General features: G+C 51.7%; 14 protein-coding genes. 4 read left to right on the forward strand and 10 right to left on the reverse strand.

Annotated elements, in window-relative coordinates:
• Positions 1–73: 73 nt before the first annotated feature.
• The 9 genes from bamA to rpsB all read right to left on the reverse strand — a co-directional run bounded on the left by bamA (position 74) and on the right by rpsB (position 10,286).
• Positions 74–2,488 carry an outer membrane protein assembly factor BamA gene (gene bamA, locus ABIB59_RS21325; RefSeq protein ID WP_071193679.1) on the reverse strand — a complete coding sequence of 805 codons (2,415 nt, stop codon included), beginning with the start codon at positions 2,486–2,488 and terminating at the stop codon, positions 74–76.
• Between the two features lie 31 nt (positions 2,489–2,519).
• Positions 2,520–3,869, reverse strand: a complete 1,350-nt coding sequence (gene rseP, locus ABIB59_RS21330) for a sigma E protease regulator RseP (RefSeq protein WP_039078439.1) — start codon at positions 3,867–3,869, stop codon at positions 2,520–2,522.
• An 11-nt stretch (positions 3,870–3,880) separates the two neighbouring features.
• Entirely contained in the window at positions 3,881–4,738 is an 858-nt protein-coding gene (gene cdsA, locus ABIB59_RS21335; protein WP_039078438.1) for a phosphatidate cytidylyltransferase, read from the reverse strand.
• Between the two features lie 12 nt (positions 4,739–4,750).
• Positions 4,751–5,509, reverse strand: a complete 759-nt coding sequence (gene ispU / locus ABIB59_RS21340; RefSeq protein ID WP_039078437.1) for a (2E,6E)-farnesyl-diphosphate-specific ditrans,polycis-undecaprenyl-diphosphate synthase — start codon at positions 5,507–5,509, stop codon at positions 4,751–4,753.
• A 183-nt stretch (positions 5,510–5,692) separates the two neighbouring features.
• The gene (gene ispC / locus ABIB59_RS21345; protein ID WP_193795158.1) at positions 5,693–6,892 is read right to left on the reverse strand and encodes a 1-deoxy-D-xylulose-5-phosphate reductoisomerase; all 1,200 of its coding nucleotides are present in this window, start codon (positions 6,890–6,892) and stop codon (positions 5,693–5,695) included.
• A 95-nt stretch (positions 6,893–6,987) separates the two neighbouring features.
• On the reverse strand, positions 6,988–7,545 hold the full coding sequence (gene frr, locus ABIB59_RS21350) for a ribosome recycling factor (RefSeq protein WP_039078435.1): 558 nt from the start codon (positions 7,543–7,545) through the stop codon (positions 6,988–6,990).
• 152 nt (positions 7,546–7,697) lie between these two features.
• Entirely contained in the window at positions 7,698–8,423 is a 726-nt protein-coding gene (gene pyrH, locus ABIB59_RS21355; RefSeq protein ID WP_039078434.1) for a UMP kinase, read from the reverse strand.
• Between the two features lie 146 nt (positions 8,424–8,569).
• Positions 8,570–9,421 carry a translation elongation factor Ts gene (tsf, locus tag ABIB59_RS21360; RefSeq protein WP_039078433.1) on the reverse strand — a complete coding sequence of 284 codons (852 nt, stop codon included), beginning with the start codon at positions 9,419–9,421 and terminating at the stop codon, positions 8,570–8,572.
• Positions 9,422–9,560: 139 nt separating this feature from the next.
• Positions 9,561–10,286: a 30S ribosomal protein S2 gene (rpsB, locus tag ABIB59_RS21365; RefSeq protein WP_039078432.1), complete on the reverse strand. Its 726-nt coding sequence runs from the start codon at positions 10,284–10,286 to the stop codon at positions 9,561–9,563.
• Positions 10,287–10,663: 377 nt separating this feature from the next.
• On the opposite strand from rpsB, the gene map reads away from it, so the two are divergent.
• The 4 genes from map to ABIB59_RS21385 all read left to right on the forward strand — a co-directional run bounded on the left by map (position 10,664) and on the right by ABIB59_RS21385 (position 15,680).
• The gene (map, locus tag ABIB59_RS21370; RefSeq protein WP_039078431.1) at positions 10,664–11,455 is read left to right on the forward strand and encodes a type I methionyl aminopeptidase; all 792 of its coding nucleotides are present in this window, start codon (positions 10,664–10,666) and stop codon (positions 11,453–11,455) included.
• A gap of 183 nt (positions 11,456–11,638) precedes the next feature.
• On the forward strand, positions 11,639–14,314 hold the full coding sequence (glnD, locus tag ABIB59_RS21375) for a bifunctional uridylyltransferase/uridylyl-removing protein GlnD (RefSeq protein ID WP_354036962.1): 2,676 nt from the start codon (positions 11,639–11,641) through the stop codon (positions 14,312–14,314).
• 30 nt (positions 14,315–14,344) lie between these two features.
• Positions 14,345–15,169: a 2,3,4,5-tetrahydropyridine-2,6-dicarboxylate N-succinyltransferase gene (gene dapD, locus ABIB59_RS21380; RefSeq protein ID WP_039078429.1), complete on the forward strand. Its 825-nt coding sequence runs from the start codon at positions 14,345–14,347 to the stop codon at positions 15,167–15,169.
• Between the two features lie 121 nt (positions 15,170–15,290).
• Positions 15,291–15,680, forward strand: coding sequence for a DUF3461 family protein (locus ABIB59_RS21385; protein WP_039078428.1), 390 nt, complete (start codon positions 15,291–15,293; stop codon positions 15,678–15,680).
• 100 nt (positions 15,681–15,780) lie between these two features.
• On the opposite strand, the gene cdaR is transcribed toward ABIB59_RS21385, so the two are convergent.
• The gene (gene cdaR, locus ABIB59_RS21390) at positions 15,781–16,938 is read right to left on the reverse strand and encodes a DNA-binding transcriptional regulator CdaR (protein ID WP_039078427.1); all 1,158 of its coding nucleotides are present in this window, start codon (positions 16,936–16,938) and stop codon (positions 15,781–15,783) included.
• Positions 16,939–17,050 lie beyond the last annotated feature (112 nt).

Raw genomic sequence — 17,050 nt, forward strand, 5'->3', positions numbered from 1 at the left:
GCGTTGGCAGGCAGTACGAAGCGCACTGCCTCACCATCACGACACTACTTATGCATTCCTTCGCTGCGGCAAGTTACCAGGTTTTACCAATGTTAAACTGGAACTGTTCTGCCTTGTCTCCATCGTATTTCTTAAACGGCTGGGCGTAGGAGAAAACCAACGGCCCCAATGGGGACATCCATTGTAAGGCGATACCCGCGGACATACGGATATTGCTCGGGTCACTGTAATCCGGTATGCCTAACGCTTTCATATCAGCAGTGTTTTGCCAGTTGGTATCCCAAACGGTACCTGCATCCCAGAAGAACGATGTGCGTACAGAATTCGCATACTTCTCACTAATAAATGGCGTCGGCGTGATGAACTCTACGCTTGCCACGCCCATTGCGTTACCGCCCACGGCGTCATTAGAACTACAGTATTTCTTAGTCGTCGAATCACAGTTATCCAGCCCCTTCGCACCGTAATAAACGGCTTTCGGACCAATGTTGTTGGATTGGAAACCACGAACGCTGCTGGAACCACCAGCATAGAAGTTCTCATAGAACGGCAGTTCTTTACCACTTAAGCCGTCACCATAACCCCAACGTGTACGTCCCAGAACAACCCATTTATGATCGTCATCGATCGGGAAGTAGGAAGCCGTATCAATTGTAACTTTGTAGAACTCGTTATCGGAACCCGGAATCGTCACCTTACCGTTCAGGTTGACACGTGAGCCCTTGGTCGGGAAATAACCCCGGTCAAGGTTGTTGTATGTCCAACCATAGTTGAAGGTGAAGTCGTTTGCCGTGAAACCGTTATTATCGTCGGTTTTACTGGCGCTTTGACCAATGGAGTCCAGATAACGCCACATCGCCACCTGCGGTTCCATCTTAGACAGATCGTTATGGACATAGCCTAAGCCCACACGCAGGGTATTGTATTCGTTAACCGGGAAACCTAACGTGCCATCCAGACCATAACTTTTGTTGGTGTAGGAAGACAGATCAGCATCGTCAGCTTTAAAGTCATTGTAGAAGATACGCCCGCCGAGACTCACACCATCCACCGTAAAGTACGGGTTGGTCACCGAGAATTCGGAATAGGTCTGGTAGTCGTTCTTCGTACCGTTGATACCCACGGAGTAGCCAGTACCCAGCCAGTTGTCCTGCTGGACACCCACCTGGAAGCTCACACCGCTCTCTGTACCGTAGCCAACACCGAAGTTGAAGCTACCGGTGTTACGCTCTTTAACTTTGTACACGACGTCAACCTGGTCCGGGCTGCCCGGCACACGCTGCGTATCGGTATCTACCGTTTCGAAGTAACCCAGACGGTTCAGACGCTCTTTACCCTGATCTACAAGGTCGCTGCCCAGCCAGGCACCTTCCATCTGACGCATCTCGCGGCGCAGAACGGCATCTTTCGAAGTATCGTTACCTTCGAAGCGAATTTTACGCACGTAATAACGGTTACCCGCATCGACGTTTACATGCAGCTTAACGGTTTTATCCGTATCGTTGATTTCCGGCTGCGACTGAACGCGCGGGTAGGCATAACCATAGCGACCAAGAAGTTTTTTAATGTCATCTTCCATTTTGGTCACTTTGGTGCCGTTATACAGCTCGCCCGGCTGGATTTTGGTCAGGCTTTCAATCTCCGCGGAGTGACCCGCCAGATTGCCGCTAACTTCAACACCAGAGAGTTTGTACTGATCCCCTTCGGTCACGTTGACGGTGATGTAGATACCTTTTTTATCCGGCGTCAGACTCACCTGCGTGGAATCAATATTAAAACGCGCATAACCGCGATCCAGATAGTAACTACGCAGGGTTTCAAGATCGCCCGCCAGTTTCTGTTTCTGGTACTTGCGATCGCCCACCACGTTCCACCATGGCACTTCATCGCGCAACTGGAAGGTAGAGATCAGCTCTTCGGTCGTAAACGCATGGTTCCCGACGATGTTGATCTGTTGGATCTGGGCTGATACGCCTTCCTGGAAGACCAGTTTAAGGTCAACACGGTTACGTGGCAGAGGCGTAACGACCGCCTTCACGCTGGCACTGTATTTACCGACACTGTAATAGAAATCTTCCAGACCTTTTTCGATATCAGACAGTGTAGTGCGATCCAGAGATTCACCAACACGTACGCCTGAAGCTTCAAGGTTCTGCTTGAGCATGTCATCTTTCACCGACTTGTTGCCGGAGAAAGTGATACTGGCGATTGTCGGACGTTCTTTTACCTGAACGAGAAGGGTATCACCGTCGCGGAGTACGCGAACATCCTCGAAGTTACCAGTGGCAAACAGGGCGCGGATGGTGTTACTGATGTCTTCATCATTCACCGTGTCGCCTGGGCGAACCGGCATACTGAGGAGGGCCGCACCAACGGCGACACGCTGCAGGCCTTCGAAATGAATGTCCTTCACTACGAACCCGTCAGCACCGTATACGGTGGCGCTGCTAAACAGCAGCGACGCTATGAGCAACTTTTTCATCGCCATCGTTATTATGCGTTCTTCCTAACAAACTCTCTTACAACCGAGAGAAATCATTGAAAAGTGCAAGCCCCATTAACAACACCAGCAAAATCGAGCCAATGCGATAACTAAAGTCTTGAACCCGCTCGGATACCGGTCCGCCTTTCAGCTTCTCAATCGCTAAAAACAGCAGATGCCCCCCGTCGAGGACAGGTAATGGGAACAGATTGATGATACCTAAGTTCACGCTTATCAACGCGAGGAACATCAGGTAGTAAATCAACCCGAACTCTGCTGACATCCCAGCCCCCTGAGCGATCGAAATCGGCCCACTGAGGTTGTTCAGTTTTACGTCACCGGTTATCAATTTCCCCAACATACTGACCGTCAGCTTCATCAATTGCCACGTTTTGTCCGTAGCTTCAGCGATGGCGCTAAATGGCCCGTACTGGCGTACTGTCTTATATTCATCCGGCAGCGGGATAATTTTCGGCACAACGCCGGCAAAACCCTCCGCCTTGTTACCGGGTTTCGCATCCGGTATTAGCGTTAAAGACAAGGGACTCCCATGCCTTTCAATGTCCAGTGCTAACGGTGTGCCCGGATTATCGCGCACCAGGGTGACAAACGTCATCCACTGCGTTAGTTGCTGACCATCGACTTTAACGATCCTGTCGCCAGCTTGCAAACCTGCTTTGCTTGCAGCCGAGCCTAATTGTACCTCAGCTAATACCGGTTCAATCTGCGCACCGCGTGGACGAATCCCTAATGACGCTACCGGGTCGTCTTTATCAGGTGCAAAATTCCACTGTTGTAAATCGAGAACTTTGTCCTGGCGGTTATTGCTCCCAAACGGAGCCACGCTGAGTGTGGTTTGCTTGTCGCCAATTTTGGCGATCAGCTGCAAACGCACTGCGTCCCAATCAGGCGTTTCGATGCCATCAATCGCTTTAAGTTCCGTTCCTGGCGTAATTTGCGCGTTTGCTGCGATGGAATTGGGCGCAATTTCACCAATAACCGGGCGAACACCCGGTACACCGATGATAAACACCAGCCAGTAAGCCACGATAGCAAAAAGGAAATTGGCGATCGGTCCCGCCGCGATAACCGCAGCACGCTGGCCAACGGTTTTATTGTTGAAGGCGTAATGGCGCATTTCCGGCGTCACCGGTTCAACACGCTCATCCAGCATTTTGACGTAACCACCAAGCGGAATGACGGCAATAACGAATTCCGTACCTTGCTTGTCCTTGCGACGCCAGAGCGCTTTGCCGAAACCAATGGAAAAACGCTCGACTCTCACGCCGCAACGGCGAGCAACCCAGAAATGGCCAAATTCATGCACGGTGATTAGAACACCAAGCGCAACAATGAACGACGCCAAATCCCAGAGAAAGCTCAGCATAAAACCGTCCGTTAAATCGTCCTGAAAACCAGTAACAGCAGACAGGCAAATACAGGAACCGCCGCCGTCAGGCTGTCGATGCGGTCAAGTATACCACCGTGACCGGGGATTAAATGACCACTGTCTTTAATACCGGCTTCACGCTTAAACATGCTTTCCGTCAGATCGCCCAGCACCGAGGCCAGCGCCGCGATCACAGAACAGAGTAATAATGTTGATGGCGCAACTTCGAGATTTGCCCACGCACCATATCCCCAGGAAATAATTCCTGCGGTAAACAAGCCGCCAATAAAGCCTTGCCAGGTTTTTCCCGGTGACACCTTCGGTGCCAGCTTATGTTTGCCAAACAGTTTGCCAAACATATACGCACCGGAATCTGCGCCCCATACCAGGATCATGATATACAGCAACCATAACGCCCCGCTGTAGTGATTATCAGCGTAATGCCATGACCGCAGCGCCAGCATACCCCAGAAAAAAGGAATAATTGTGAGAATGCCGAAAATCAACCGTATAGGTTTCGAATTACGCCAAATTGCTGCAGATGCAGGATAACCCAGCACCAGCACCAGAGCGATAACCCACCAGACAAGCGAAGCCCAAAGTGAAACCTCGACGACTGGCTGATGAATATTATGATGGTACTCCGGCAGCATAAACAACATCAGTGCCAACACCAGCCCGCATAATACCGCCAGCCAGACACGCTGTGTCCGTGACGTAAAACCGCTCAGTTGTCCCCATTCCCATGCAGCCAGCATGCAAACGGCAAGCGTAACAATCGCAAAACCCACAGGCGGCAATAAGAACAATGCAGCAATGACAATGGGTATTAATACAAACGCAGAAATCAGGCGATACTTCAGCAAAAGCTACCCCCATCAGGCTTTGTCGCCACCTGGCTCGGTGCCGCCGAAACGACGCTCTCGATTGGCAAAGGCATGCAGCGCACCTTCAAAGTCTTGTTCATCAAAATCGGGCCAAAGAACATCCGTAAAGTAAAGTTCGGCATAGGCAATTTGCCAAAGTAAAAAGTTACTTATGCGATGTTCCCCACCCGTCCTAATCACTAAATCTACAGGTGCCAGTTCATGCATACAGATTTGCTGACTCAGCAAATCTTCATCAATTTGGTCAGGATGCAATACCCCTTCCTGAACCTGAACGGCCAATTGCCGTACTCCCTGTACGATATCCCAGCGTCCGCCATAATTCGCCGCGATATTTAGCGTCAGCCCCGTATTCTGGGCAGTCAACGCTTCCGCTTTACGAATACGCTCTTGCAGACGCGCGTTGAAACGGCTGGTATCACCAATAATGCGCAAACGCACATTATGTCGGTGCAGGCTCTTCACTTCACTGTCCAGCGCCCAGACAAATAATTCCATTAGCGCACTGACTTCCTGCGCTGGACGATTCCAGTTCTCACTACTGAACGCGTAAAGCGTTAACGCATCAATCCCGCTGTTGGCAGCAAAAGAAACGGCCCGGCGGACTGATTTCGCACCCGCTCTGTGTCCAAATGCCCTTATCTTTCCTTGTCTTTTCGCCCAGCGACCATTGCCGTCCATAATGATTGCTACATGGCGACAGCCATGTGCTGGCAAATTTTCGCTCATTGGTTGATTCGCAGACAACATAACGCGTTTTAGTCCCTGAAAAGGATTTAGCGGTACTCAGGAATACAAAAGCCTTTACGCAAAAAAGCCGTGTCAACCACGGCTTCCCCTGACAGCCCGACATTAAACAGGCTGATGGATGGCGCAGACTATATCACCGAAGCCCAACGCTAACAAATAGCATGACTGTTAGTGGCTGGATTATCACCAGCTTGCGAAGCGCGTCACTTGTTTTTGCGCTACGTCACGTGCTAGCCGATCTACAGCCAATACATCATCAATACTTTGTGGTTCGCTTAATACCATCTGTTCCAGAACAGACAGATTCAGCGCAGCAATATCCGTAAAACGGATAGCGGAAGCCAGAAATGCCGACACCGTTACCTCATTAGCCGCATTCAGCGCCGTGGTCGCTGCCTGCCCCTGTGCAAACGCATCTATCGCCAGTTTCAGGCAAGGGTAGCGGTCATAATCAGGTGCGGCAAAACTCAACGCGCTCAATTTACAAAAATCGAGGGCATTGGCGCCGGAGGGCACACGTTCAGGCCAGGCCATAGTATGTGCAATCGGTGTACGCATATCCGGTTCACCAAGCTGCGCTAAAACACTGCCGTCCTGATAACGCACCATGGAGTGGATCACCGATTGCGGGTGAATAAGCACTTCCATCTGGCGGGCAGAAGCGTTGAATAACCAGCGCGCTTCAATGTATTCCAGACCTTTGTTCATCATGGTGGCGGAATCAACGGAGATCTTTCTCCCCATCGACCAGTTCGGATGACGACATGCCTGATCCGGCGTCATTGAGGCCAGTTCGGACATAGGCGTTTCACGGAACGGGCCACCAGACCCGGTAAGCAGAATAGACGAAACGCCATTCTGCTCTAAATCAGCGTACCCCAGGTTTTGTTGGATTGTTTCCGGTAAACTCTGAAAAATAGCGTTATGTTCGCTATCCACCGGGAGGAGCTGCGCCCCGCTCTCTTTCACTGCGTCCATAAAAAGACGTCCGCAGGTCACCAGCGACTCTTTATTGGCAAGCAGCACGGTTTTACCCGCGCGGATAGCCGCAAGCGTAGGCACAAGGCCAGCAGCGCCAACAATCGCCGCCATCACCTGGTCGACCTCATCGAGCGCAGCCATCTCACAGGCCGCCTGCTGACCACTCATGACCTGCGTCGGGCAGCCCTGTTGCTGTAATTCAGCTTTTAGCTGACGCGCACTGGCTTCATCGTCCATCACCGCAAAACGCGGGGTGAATTCCAGGCATTGTTCCACCATACGGGTAACATTTTTACCCGCAACCAGGGCAGTAATGGAAAAGCGATCGGGATTGTGGCGAACCACATCGAGCGTGCTGCAACCAATAGAACCTGTTGAGCCCAGAAGGGTTAAATGCTTCATGAAACGCTCACAATATTGTGCAGATTAAAAGCAAAACGCCGCCAGCAAAGCCCCCTTGGCGGCTCTCTGTACGGCGTTTTTCGTCGGTTTTCGAATCAGAACTGCATCAGTTCTGCTTCTTTATCCGCCAGCGCCGCATCGACTTTTTTGATTGCAGCGTCAGTCAGTTTCTGCACGTCTTCCTGAGAACGACGGTCATCATCTTCACTGATTTCTTTATCTTTCAGCAGCGCTTTGACTTTATCGTTCGCATCACGACGTACGTTACGAACAGCAACGCGCGCTTGTTCAGCTTCGCCACGAACAATTTTGGTCAGGTCTTTACGACGTTCTTCGGTCAGCGGCGGCAGCGGAACGCGAATGTCGGTCCCGGCGGAGCTTGGGTTCAGACCGAGGTCGGACGCCATGATGGCTTTCTCAACGGCCGGGCCCATAGAACGATCGAACACGTTGATTTTCAGCGTACGGGAGTCTTCTACCGTTACGTTCGCCAGCTGGCGCAGCGGCGTCGGAGTACCGTAATACTCAACGACGATACCATCCAGAAGGCTCGGGGAAGCACGGCCAGTGCGCACTTTGCTGATTTGGGTTTTGAATGATTCTACGCATTTTTCCATGCGCACTTCAGCATCTTTTCTGATATCGCTAATCACGTTACGAATCCTTGAAATCTTGTCTCAGGCAAACCATACGCCACTTGAGTGGTTAGTATAGTCTCGTTCAGTACAAGGCACCGTGAAGATGCCTGACAGAACTGCTAAATAAATTAAGGCGGAATCTTACCCTTATTTGTTGCTTACGGGAATTATTCCGTAATCAAAGTGCCTTCATTTTCGCCCATTACCACACGACGCAACGCGCCCGGCTTGTTCATGTTGAACACGCGGATAGGTAATTTATGGTCGCGGGCCAGGGTAAAGGCGGCAAGATCCATTACTTTCAGTTCTTTATCAAGAACTTCGGTATAACTGAGCTGATCGTACATGGTCGCAGCCGGATCTTTTGCCGGATCGGCAGTAAACACGCCATCAACCTTGGTGGCTTTCAGTACGACATCCGCTTCTATCTCAATGCCGCGCAGGCAGGCAGCGGAATCAGTCGTAAAGAACGGGTTACCCGTACCGGCACTAAAGATCACAACACGATTGTTACGCAGCAGGCTGATCGCCTCAGCCCAGCTGTAATTGTCACACACGCCGTTCAGCGGAAATGCGGACATCAGGCGGGCATTCACATAGGCGCGATGCAGCGCGTCGCGCATTGCCAGGCCATTCATGACCGTAGCCAGCATGCCCATGTGGTCACCCACCACGCGGTTCATACCCGCTTTCGCCAGGCCAGCCCCACGGAACAAGTTACCGCCACCAATTACCACCCCAACCTGAACACCCAGTTCAACAAGTTCTTTGATTTCTTGCGCCATGCGGTCAAGGATGCTTGCATCAATACCGAAACCTTCGGAACCCTGCAGGGCTTCGCCGCTCAGCTTAAGCAGAATGCGTTTATAGACGGGTTTTGCATTGGTAGCCATGTTTCTTTCCTGAGACTGTCAACAATTAGACGGGTTTAAATCCGGCGATATGATACGTCGCCTGTCAGCGCAAACACTATAGCGATTGGCTGATTTTACTCTGACGGGAACAAAAAGAAGCCGCCCTCAGGCGGCTGCTTTAATAATTAAGACTGCTTGGACATTGCAGCAACTTCTGCTGCGAAGTCAGTCTCAACTTTCTCGATACCTTCGCCCACTTCGAAGCGGATGAAGTTAGTCACATCAGCGCCCTGCTCTTTCAGCAGTTGGCCAACGGTTTTGCTCGGATCCATAACGAAAGGCTGACCCGTCAGAGAAACTTCGCCGGTGAATTTCTTCATGCGGCCTTCAACCATTTTCTCAGCGATTTCTTTCGGTTTGCCAGACTGCATGGCGATGTCCAACTGAACCTGGTACTCTTTTTCTACCACTTCAGCAGACACATCTTCCGGCTTAACGAATTCTGGTTTGCTTGCAGCGATGTGCATAGCCAGCTGTTTAACCAGCTCTTCGTCTGCGCCTTTAGCCGCAACCAGAACACCGATACGTGCGCCGTGCAGGTAAGAACCCAGCACTTCGCCTTCAAGGGAAGCAACACGACGGATGTTGATGTTCTCACCGATTTTAGCAACCAGCGCTACACGTTCTTCTTCGAACTGTGCTTTCAGAACTTCAACGTCAGTGATTTTGCCTGCAACAGCTGCGTCCAGAACTTTGTTAGCAAATGCCTGGAAACCACCGTCTTTCGCAACGAAGTCAGTCTGGCAGTTAACTTCCAGAATGATACCGTAGGTGCCGTCGATCTTGGTGATGATCACGCCGTCAGCAGCAACGTTGCCTGCTTTTTTCGCAGCTTTGATTGCACCAGATTTACGCATGTTTTCGATTGCCAGCTCGATGTCGCCGTTAGCTTCAGTCAGTGCTTTTTTGCAATCCATCATGCCTGCGCCAGTACGTTCACGCAGCTCTTTTACCAGGGATGCGGTAATTTCAGCCATTCTTTATTCCTCGGGAGAATTTGACCTGCCCGGTTCGAAGAACCGCACAGATATGAAAGTAAAAAAGGGGCCTGAGACAGGCCCCCTAACCAAACTTGTAACTACCTGGTTAATAAGGGCTCTAAAAGAGCAAACCTTATTATTCAGCTTCTACGAAGCTTTCTTCCGCTTGGGTAGCCAGATCCTGAGAACGGCCTTCACGGACGGTCGCAGCAACAGCATTCAGGTACAGGGTCACAGCACGGATTGCATCGTCGTTACCCGGGATAACGAAATCAACGCCATCTGGATCAGAGTTGGTATCAACGATAGAGAATACTGGGATACCCAGGTTGTTCGCTTCTTTGATAGCAATGTGCTCATGGTCAGCATCGATAACGAACAGTGCGTCCGGCAGGCCGCCCATGTCTTTGATACCGCCCAGGCTGTTTTCCAGTTTCTCAAGCTCACGAGTACGCATCAGCGCTTCTTTCTTGGTCAGCTTGTCGAAAGTACCGTCCTGAGACTGAGTTTCCAGGTCTTTCAGACGCTTGATGGACTGACGAACGGTTTTCCAGTTAGTCAGCATGCCGCCCAACCAGCGATGGTTCACGAAGAACTGATCGCAGCTGTTTGCAGCTTCTTTTACCGCTTCGCTTGCAGCGCGTTTAGTACCAACGAAAAGGATTTTACCTTTACGAGAAGAGATCTTGTTCAGTTCAGCCAGAGCTTCGTTGAACATCGGTACAGTTTTCTCAAGGTTGATGATGTGAACTTTGTTACGCGCGCCGAAGATGAAAGGCTTCATTTTCGGGTTCCAGTAACGGGTCTGGTGACCGAAGTGAACACCAGCCTTGAGCATGTCGCGCATGGAAACAGTTGCCATGGTAAAAACCTCTATAGATAAAGTTGGGGTTAAGCCTCCACGTATCCCATATTACCGACCCCGAAGGGCACCCCGGAATATGTGCCGATACGTGTGTGTTATTACACAAAGTGAGATTTGGTCGCCTCAGTTCCGAAGAGGAACGGAAGTCCGGCGCGCTTTATACCATAAACAGGCGTCAGACTCCAATAATTGTTGGCGTTACGCACGGTACTGAACGATGAATTTCCTGTTACAGGAGGCATTGCAGTACACGGGCGGCACGAAAGACGAAGTTCAGAATGATTCTCAATTTGGCACAGGACTCGTCAGACTGTTACCATTGACAGCACTTAGACTAGTATTGTCGAAAAATTCGACGCTGATGGACAGAATTCATGGCTATCTCAATAAAGACTCCAGAAGAAATTGAAAAAATGCGCATCGCCGGCCGTCTCGCCGCCGAAGTGCTGGAAATGATCGAGCCGTACATTAAGCCCGGCGTAAGCACCGGTGAGCTGGATCGTATCTGTAATGACTATATCGTTAACGAACAGCACGCCATCTCCGCCTGCCTTGGCTATCACGGCTTCCCGAAATCCGTTTGCATCTCTATTAATGAAGTGGTTTGTCACGGCATTCCGGACGACGAAAAACAGCTCAAAGATGGCGATATCGTCAACATCGACGTGACGGTGATTAAAGATGAGTACCATGGCGATACGTCGAAAATGTTTATCGTCGGCAAACCTACTATTTTGGGCGAGCGTCTGTGCCGTATCACTCAGGAGAGCCTCTATCTGGCGCTGAGAATGGTGAAACCGGGCATCCGTCTGCGTACCCTCGGTGCAGCCATTCAGAAATTCGTGGAAGCGGAAGGTTTCTCTGTCGTCCGTGAATATTGCGGACACGGTATTGGTCGCGTTTTCCACGAAGAGCCGCAGGTGCTGCACTACGATGCGGATGACGGTGGCGTAGTGCTGCAGGCCGGTATGACCTTCACCATTGAACCGATGGTGAACGCAGGCGATTACCGTATTCGTACCATGAAAGATGGCTGGACGGTAAAAACCAAAGACCGCAGCCTTTCCGCGCAATACGAGCACACGATTGTGGTTACCGATACAGGGTGCGAAATTCTCACCCTGCGTAAAGATGACACTATCGATGCTGTGTTAACCGCCGCTTGATAGTATTTAACGGTCCGCGTCGCGGGCCGTTCTTCCCCTCCCCCGCCCCGCTCTACGTCATAGATATAAACGACTTTTCATTTCTCGTTATCTCTTCTAATTTGTCGCATATGTCTTCGCATCCCGAACGCTCTCTGGTTCGGCAATGTCGCGTCCTGCCTTCAACTTATGGGTGGCCTGTTAATGAGCAATACATTTTCTGAACAATTCATCAGTACGGTGAAACCCACCCTTCCGGGCCAACCGGACTATCCCGGGAACTGGCCACAGGACGAACTGAATTGCGCCGCCATCAAGGCGCATATCGATACATTTCAGCAATGGCTGGGGCATGTTTTTGACGCCGGCCTTTCTGCCGAACAACTGATAGAAGCCCGCACGGAATTTATCGATCAGCTCCTGCAACGCCTGTGGCTGGAGTATGCTTTCGGCGACATCGGCGATACCGCGCTGGTTGCCGTGGGGGGCTACGGTCGCGGTGAACTGCACCCGCTGTCGGATATCGACCTCCTTATTTTGAGCCGCACGAAATTGCCTGACGAACAGGCACAAAAAATCGGTGAACTGCTCACGCTCTTATGGGATGTGAAGTTGGAAGTCGGCCACAGCGTGCGTACGCTAAGCGAGTGTCTACAGGAAGGGCTTTCCGATTTAACGGTCGCCACCAATCTGATTGAATCCCGCCTGTTAATTGGCGATGTTGCCCTGTTTCTTGAACTGCAAAAGCATATTTTCAGCGAAGATTTCTGGCCATCGGAAAAATTCTTCCCGGCAAAAGTGGCCGAACAAAATGAGCGCCACCAGCGTTATCACGGCACCAGCTACAATCTGGAGCCCGATATCAAAAGCAGCCCTGGCGGCCTGCGCGATATCCACACCCTGCAATGGGTCGCACGTCGCCACTTTGGCGCAACATCCCTGGATGAGATGGTTGGGTTTGGCTTTTTAACCGAAGCCGAACGCAACGAACTTAACGAGTGTTTGCACCTGCTCTGGCGTATTCGCTTCGCCCTGCACCTTGAACTCAACCGCTATGACAACCGTCTGCTATTTGACCGCCAGCTCAGCGTTGCTCAACGCCTGAATTACGTCGGTGAGGGGAATCAACCGGTCGAGCATATGATGAAGGATTTTTTCCGCGTCACTCGTCGCGTGACCGAACTGAACCATATGCTGTTGCAACTCTTTGATGAAGCGATTTTGGCGCTCACCGAAGATGAAAAGCCGCGCGCCATTGATGATGAATTCCAACTACGCGGCACGCTGATTGACCTGCGCGATGACAATCTGTTTATCCGCGAGCCGCAGGCCATCCTGCGTATGTTCTACATCATGGTGCGTAACAGCAGTATCACCGGTATCTATTCGACCACCTTGCGCCATTTACGCCATGCGCGACGCCACCTGACGCAGCCGTTGTGCTATATCCCCGAAGCGCGGTCAATATTTCTTAGCATGCTCCGTCATCCCGGAGCCGTGAAGCGTGGCCTGCTGCCAATGCATCGCCATAGCGTTTTGTGGGCTTATATGCCGCAGTGGTCGCACATTGTCGGGCAAATGCAGTTCGACCTGTTCCATGCCTATACCGTAGACGAGCACACCATCCGGGTAATGCTGAAACTGGAAAGTTTCGCCAGTGAAGAGACGCGTCAGCGCCATCCGCTTTGCGTGGAACTGTGGCCGCGCCTGACGCATCCCGAGCTTATCCTGATCGCTGCGTTGTTCCACGATATCGCCAAAGGACGCGGGGGCGACCACTCCGTGCTTGGCGCACAGGATGTGCTGAAATTCGCCGAATTACACGGTCTCAACTCCAGGGAAACACAACTGGTTGCCTGGCTGGTGCGCCACCACTTGCTGATGTCTGTCACCGCACAGCGCCGTGATATCCAGGATCCGGAGGTGATCAAACAGTTCGCCGAAGAAGTGCAAACAGAAAACCGTCTGCGCTTCCTGGTGTGCCTGACAGTGGCTGATATTTGCGCCACTAATGAAACCCTGTGGAATAGCTGGAAGCAAAGCCTGCTACGCGAACTCTATTTCGCTACGGAAAAACAATTGCGTCGCGGCATGCAAAACACGCCGGATATGCGCGAACGCGTGCGGCACCATCAGCTCCAGGCGCTGGCGCTGCTGCGTATGGACAATATAAATGAAGAGCAGCTTCATCAGATTTGGGGACGCTGTCGCGCCAACTACTTCGTCCGCCACAGTCCAAATCAGCTTGCCTGGCACGCGCGGCATCTGTTGCAACACGACCTGAGTAAGCCATTGATCCTGCTCAGCCCGCAGGCCACGCGCGGCGGTACGGAGATTTTTATCTGGAGTCCGGACAGGCCTTATTTGTTTGCCGCCGTCTGCGCCGAGCTGGACCGGCGCAACCTGAGCGTGCACGACGCACAGATTTTCACGACCCGTGATGGCATGGCGATGGATACATTTATCGTCCTGGAACCAGACGGTAGCCCACTGTCGCCGGATCGTCATGACGCCATCGGCTTTGGCCTGGAACAGGCGATTACACAGCCCAGTTGGCAGGCACCGCAGCCGCGTCGTCAACCGGCCAAGTTGCGCCACTTTACCGTCGATACGGAAGTGAATTTCCTGCCGACACATACAGACCGAAAAAGTTTCCTGGAGCTCATCGCGCTGGATCAGCCAGGGCTGCTGGCCCGCGTGGGCAAAGTGTTTGCGGACCTTGGCATTTCGCTGCACGGGGCGAGAATTACGACAATTGGTGAGCGAGTAGAAGATTTATTTATAATCGCGACTGCCGACCGGCGTGGCCTTAATAATGAGCTGCAAAAGGAGGTACAACAACGGTTGACAGAGGCCCTCAATCCAAACGATAAAGGGTGACGTGTTTTTTTATATGGAAAGAGTTTAACAATGCAGCAGTTACAGAACGTTATTGAAGCCGCTTTCGAGCGTCGCGCAGAGATCACCCCGGCAAACGCAGATACCGTTACCCGTGAAGCGGTTAACCAGGTTATTGCCCTGTTAGATTCCGGCGCGCTGCGCGTCGCAGAGAAAATTGATGGTCAGTGGGTCACTCACCAATGGCTGAAGAAAGCCGTACTGCTCTCTTTCCGCATTAACGATAATAAAGTTATCGAAGGTGCGGAAAGCCGCTACTTCGATAAGGTACCGATGAAGTTCGCCGACTACGACGAAGCGCGTTTCCAGAAAGAAGGCTTCCGCGTCGTGCCACCCGCGGCGGTGCGCCAGGGCGCGTTCATTGCCCGTAACACCGTGCTGATGCCGTCTTATGTGAATATCGGTGCTTACGTCGACGAAGGCACCATGGTCGATACATGGGCGACTGTCGGTTCATGCGCGCAGATCGGTAAAAACGTTCACCTCTCTGGCGGTGTCGGGATTGGTGGTGTTCTGGAGCCATTACAGGCGAATCCGACCATTATCGAAGATAATTGCTTTATTGGCGCACGTTCCGAGGTAGTAGAAGGTGTTATCGTTGAAGAAGGTTCCGTGATCTCCATGGGCGTGTACATTGGTCAGAGTACACGTATTTATGACCGCGAAACGGGCGAAGTTCACTATGGCCGCGTACCAGCGGGTTCCGTTGTTGTTTCAGGCAACCTGCCGTCTAAAGACGGTAAATACAGCCTGTACTGCGCTGTCATCGTGAAAAAAGTCGATGCCAAAACGCGTGGTAAAGTCGGCATCAACGAACTGCTGCGCACCATCGACTAAGTCATACCCTCTCCTGATTCGGGAGAGGGTGACATATCCCGCCTTTTTTGCATTTCCAGGTGGCGAAAATAGATTTTTTCGTTAATTATTCATAGGTTATGTTGAGCTTAAGGGTACCGCTATGTACGATAATCTGAAAAGTTTAGGCATCACCAATCCTGATGAAATCGATCGCTACAGCCTTCGTCAGGAAGCAAACAACGACATTCTGAAAATCTATTTCCACAAGGACAAAGGCGAGTTTTTTGCGAAAAGCGTAAAGTTTAAATATCCTCGTCAGCGCAAAACGGTGGTCGCGGATGGTATCGGTCAGGGATACAAAGAGGTGCAGGAGATCAGTCCAAACCTGCGCTACGTGATCGACGAGTTAGATCAAATCTGTCAGCGTGATCGGACAGATGTGGATCTGAAACGGAAGATCCTGGACGATCTCCGCCATCTGGAAAGCGTTGTCGCGAATAAGATCAGCGAAATTGAATCCGATCTGGAAAAACTGACACGCAATAAATAATGCGGGAGTGACGCATTCTGATGCCCTCACCCCGTCCCTCTCCTGGCTGGAGAGGGCGCAAACATTAAAAAGGCAACCCAGGTTGCCTTTTTGCTTTCATTTACCGCTGTTCATCCAGTTGCAGCGCCACATAGAGCAGCAACCTGTCGTCAAAGTTCCCCAGATCCAACCCGGTGAGTTCAGAAATACGGTTCAGACGATATTCCAGCGTATTGCGATGAATAAATAACGCCTTTGACGTCGCCAGCGGCTGAACATTGTGGCGGAACCATGCGGAAAGCGTACGGCGCAAAAGGCCATTATTATCCATCGCTTTAAGACGCTGCAGCGGGCGGGAAAGCTCATTCGCCTGCCAGCCGCCGCGTAAACTGTCGAGCAGCACCGGCAGCATCAAATCCTGATAGAAGTAACTACGGCTTTCCGGCATGCGCTGTTTCCCCACCATCATAGTGGTGCGCGCAGTACGGTAGGAACGAGCGATACTGCCCGGCCCGGTAAAGTAGTTACCCAGCGCAACGCGAAAACGCAACTGACCGTTCTCTTTCATGCGCTGAATCAGTTGTTCAACGCGCTTACGATGATCTTCGGCATCCCAGCGACCAAACTGATTCAGTGCCGGTTTAAGCACCACCATTTCGGTCAACGAGACAATCGCAATAAGGTTATTACGCTCAGGCGTGGTCAGGGCATTTTGCAATTGCTGGAGTTCCGCCATCGCGCTGTCCACCCCCAACTGCCCGCTATCGACCTCCACCACGGCAACCACACGCGGCTGATTTAAATCGATGCCCAGACGCTGTGCCCATTCGGTAAGTGCTGGGGTATGCTCTTCTGCCTGAATCAGGTTCATTACCAGCTCTTCACGCAGACGACTGTCCTGAGCCAGCAGGTGCATCAGCCGGGATTGTTCCAGCATCATTTCGGCGGTCATACACACCAGCTCGCCATATTTGCGCAACGACTCAGGCTCACCCGTCAGGCCAATAACGCCGACGATTTCCCCTTCCAGACGCAACGGCAAGTTGATGCCCTGACGGACCCCATGAAGGTGACGGGCCACCGCATCATCGATATCCACCACGCGCCCTTGCGCCAGCACAAGCAACGCGCCTTCGTGCAATTCCCCAATTCGCTCGCGATCACCGCTACCAATAATGCGGCCACGAGCATCCATCACGTTAATGTTTGTATCTATGATGCGCATAGTGCGCGCCACGATATCCTGCGCCATTTTAGTATCAAGATGCCAGCCAGCCATGTAACCCTCCCGTGAGCAGAGCACAAGCATATGGGAGATAATTACGGGGTGCACTGTGCAAATGCACAAAGCAGGCGGTGGAAGTATGGAGTTGTGGAAGGCCTCACAAAAT

Source organism: Citrobacter sp. UYEF32 (genome assembly GCF_040546205.1).
Classification (GTDB): Bacteria; Pseudomonadota; Gammaproteobacteria; order Enterobacterales; family Enterobacteriaceae; genus Phytobacter; species Phytobacter diazotrophicus.

Coding starts and splice junctions, on each gene's coding strand:
- bamA (WP_071193679.1), bottom strand. CDS start 2,488: ATGGCGATGAAAAAGTTGCTCATAGCGTCGCTGCTGTTTAGCAGCGCC.
- rseP (WP_039078439.1), bottom strand. CDS start 3,869: ATGCTGAGCTTTCTCTGGGATTTGGCGTCGTTCATTGTTGCGCTTGGT.
- ispU (WP_039078437.1), bottom strand. CDS start 5,509: ATGTTGTCTGCGAATCAACCAATGAGCGAAAATTTGCCAGCACATGGC.
- ispC (WP_193795158.1), bottom strand. CDS start 6,892: ATGAAGCATTTAACCCTTCTGGGCTCAACAGGTTCTATTGGTTGCAGC.
- pyrH (WP_039078434.1), bottom strand. CDS start 8,423: ATGGCTACCAATGCAAAACCCGTCTATAAACGCATTCTGCTTAAGCTG.
- tsf (WP_039078433.1), bottom strand. CDS start 9,421: ATGGCTGAAATTACCGCATCCCTGGTAAAAGAGCTGCGTGAACGTACT.
- rpsB (WP_039078432.1), bottom strand. CDS start 10,286: ATGGCAACTGTTTCCATGCGCGACATGCTCAAGGCTGGTGTTCACTTC.
- map (WP_039078431.1), top strand. CDS start 10,664: ATGGCTATCTCAATAAAGACTCCAGAAGAAATTGAAAAAATGCGCATC.
- glnD (WP_354036962.1), top strand. CDS start 11,639: ATGAGCAATACATTTTCTGAACAATTCATCAGTACGGTGAAACCCACC.
- dapD (WP_039078429.1), top strand. CDS start 14,345: ATGCAGCAGTTACAGAACGTTATTGAAGCCGCTTTCGAGCGTCGCGCA.
- ABIB59_RS21385 (WP_039078428.1), top strand. CDS start 15,291: ATGTACGATAATCTGAAAAGTTTAGGCATCACCAATCCTGATGAAATC.
- cdaR (WP_039078427.1), bottom strand. CDS start 16,938: ATGGCTGGCTGGCATCTTGATACTAAAATGGCGCAGGATATCGTGGCG.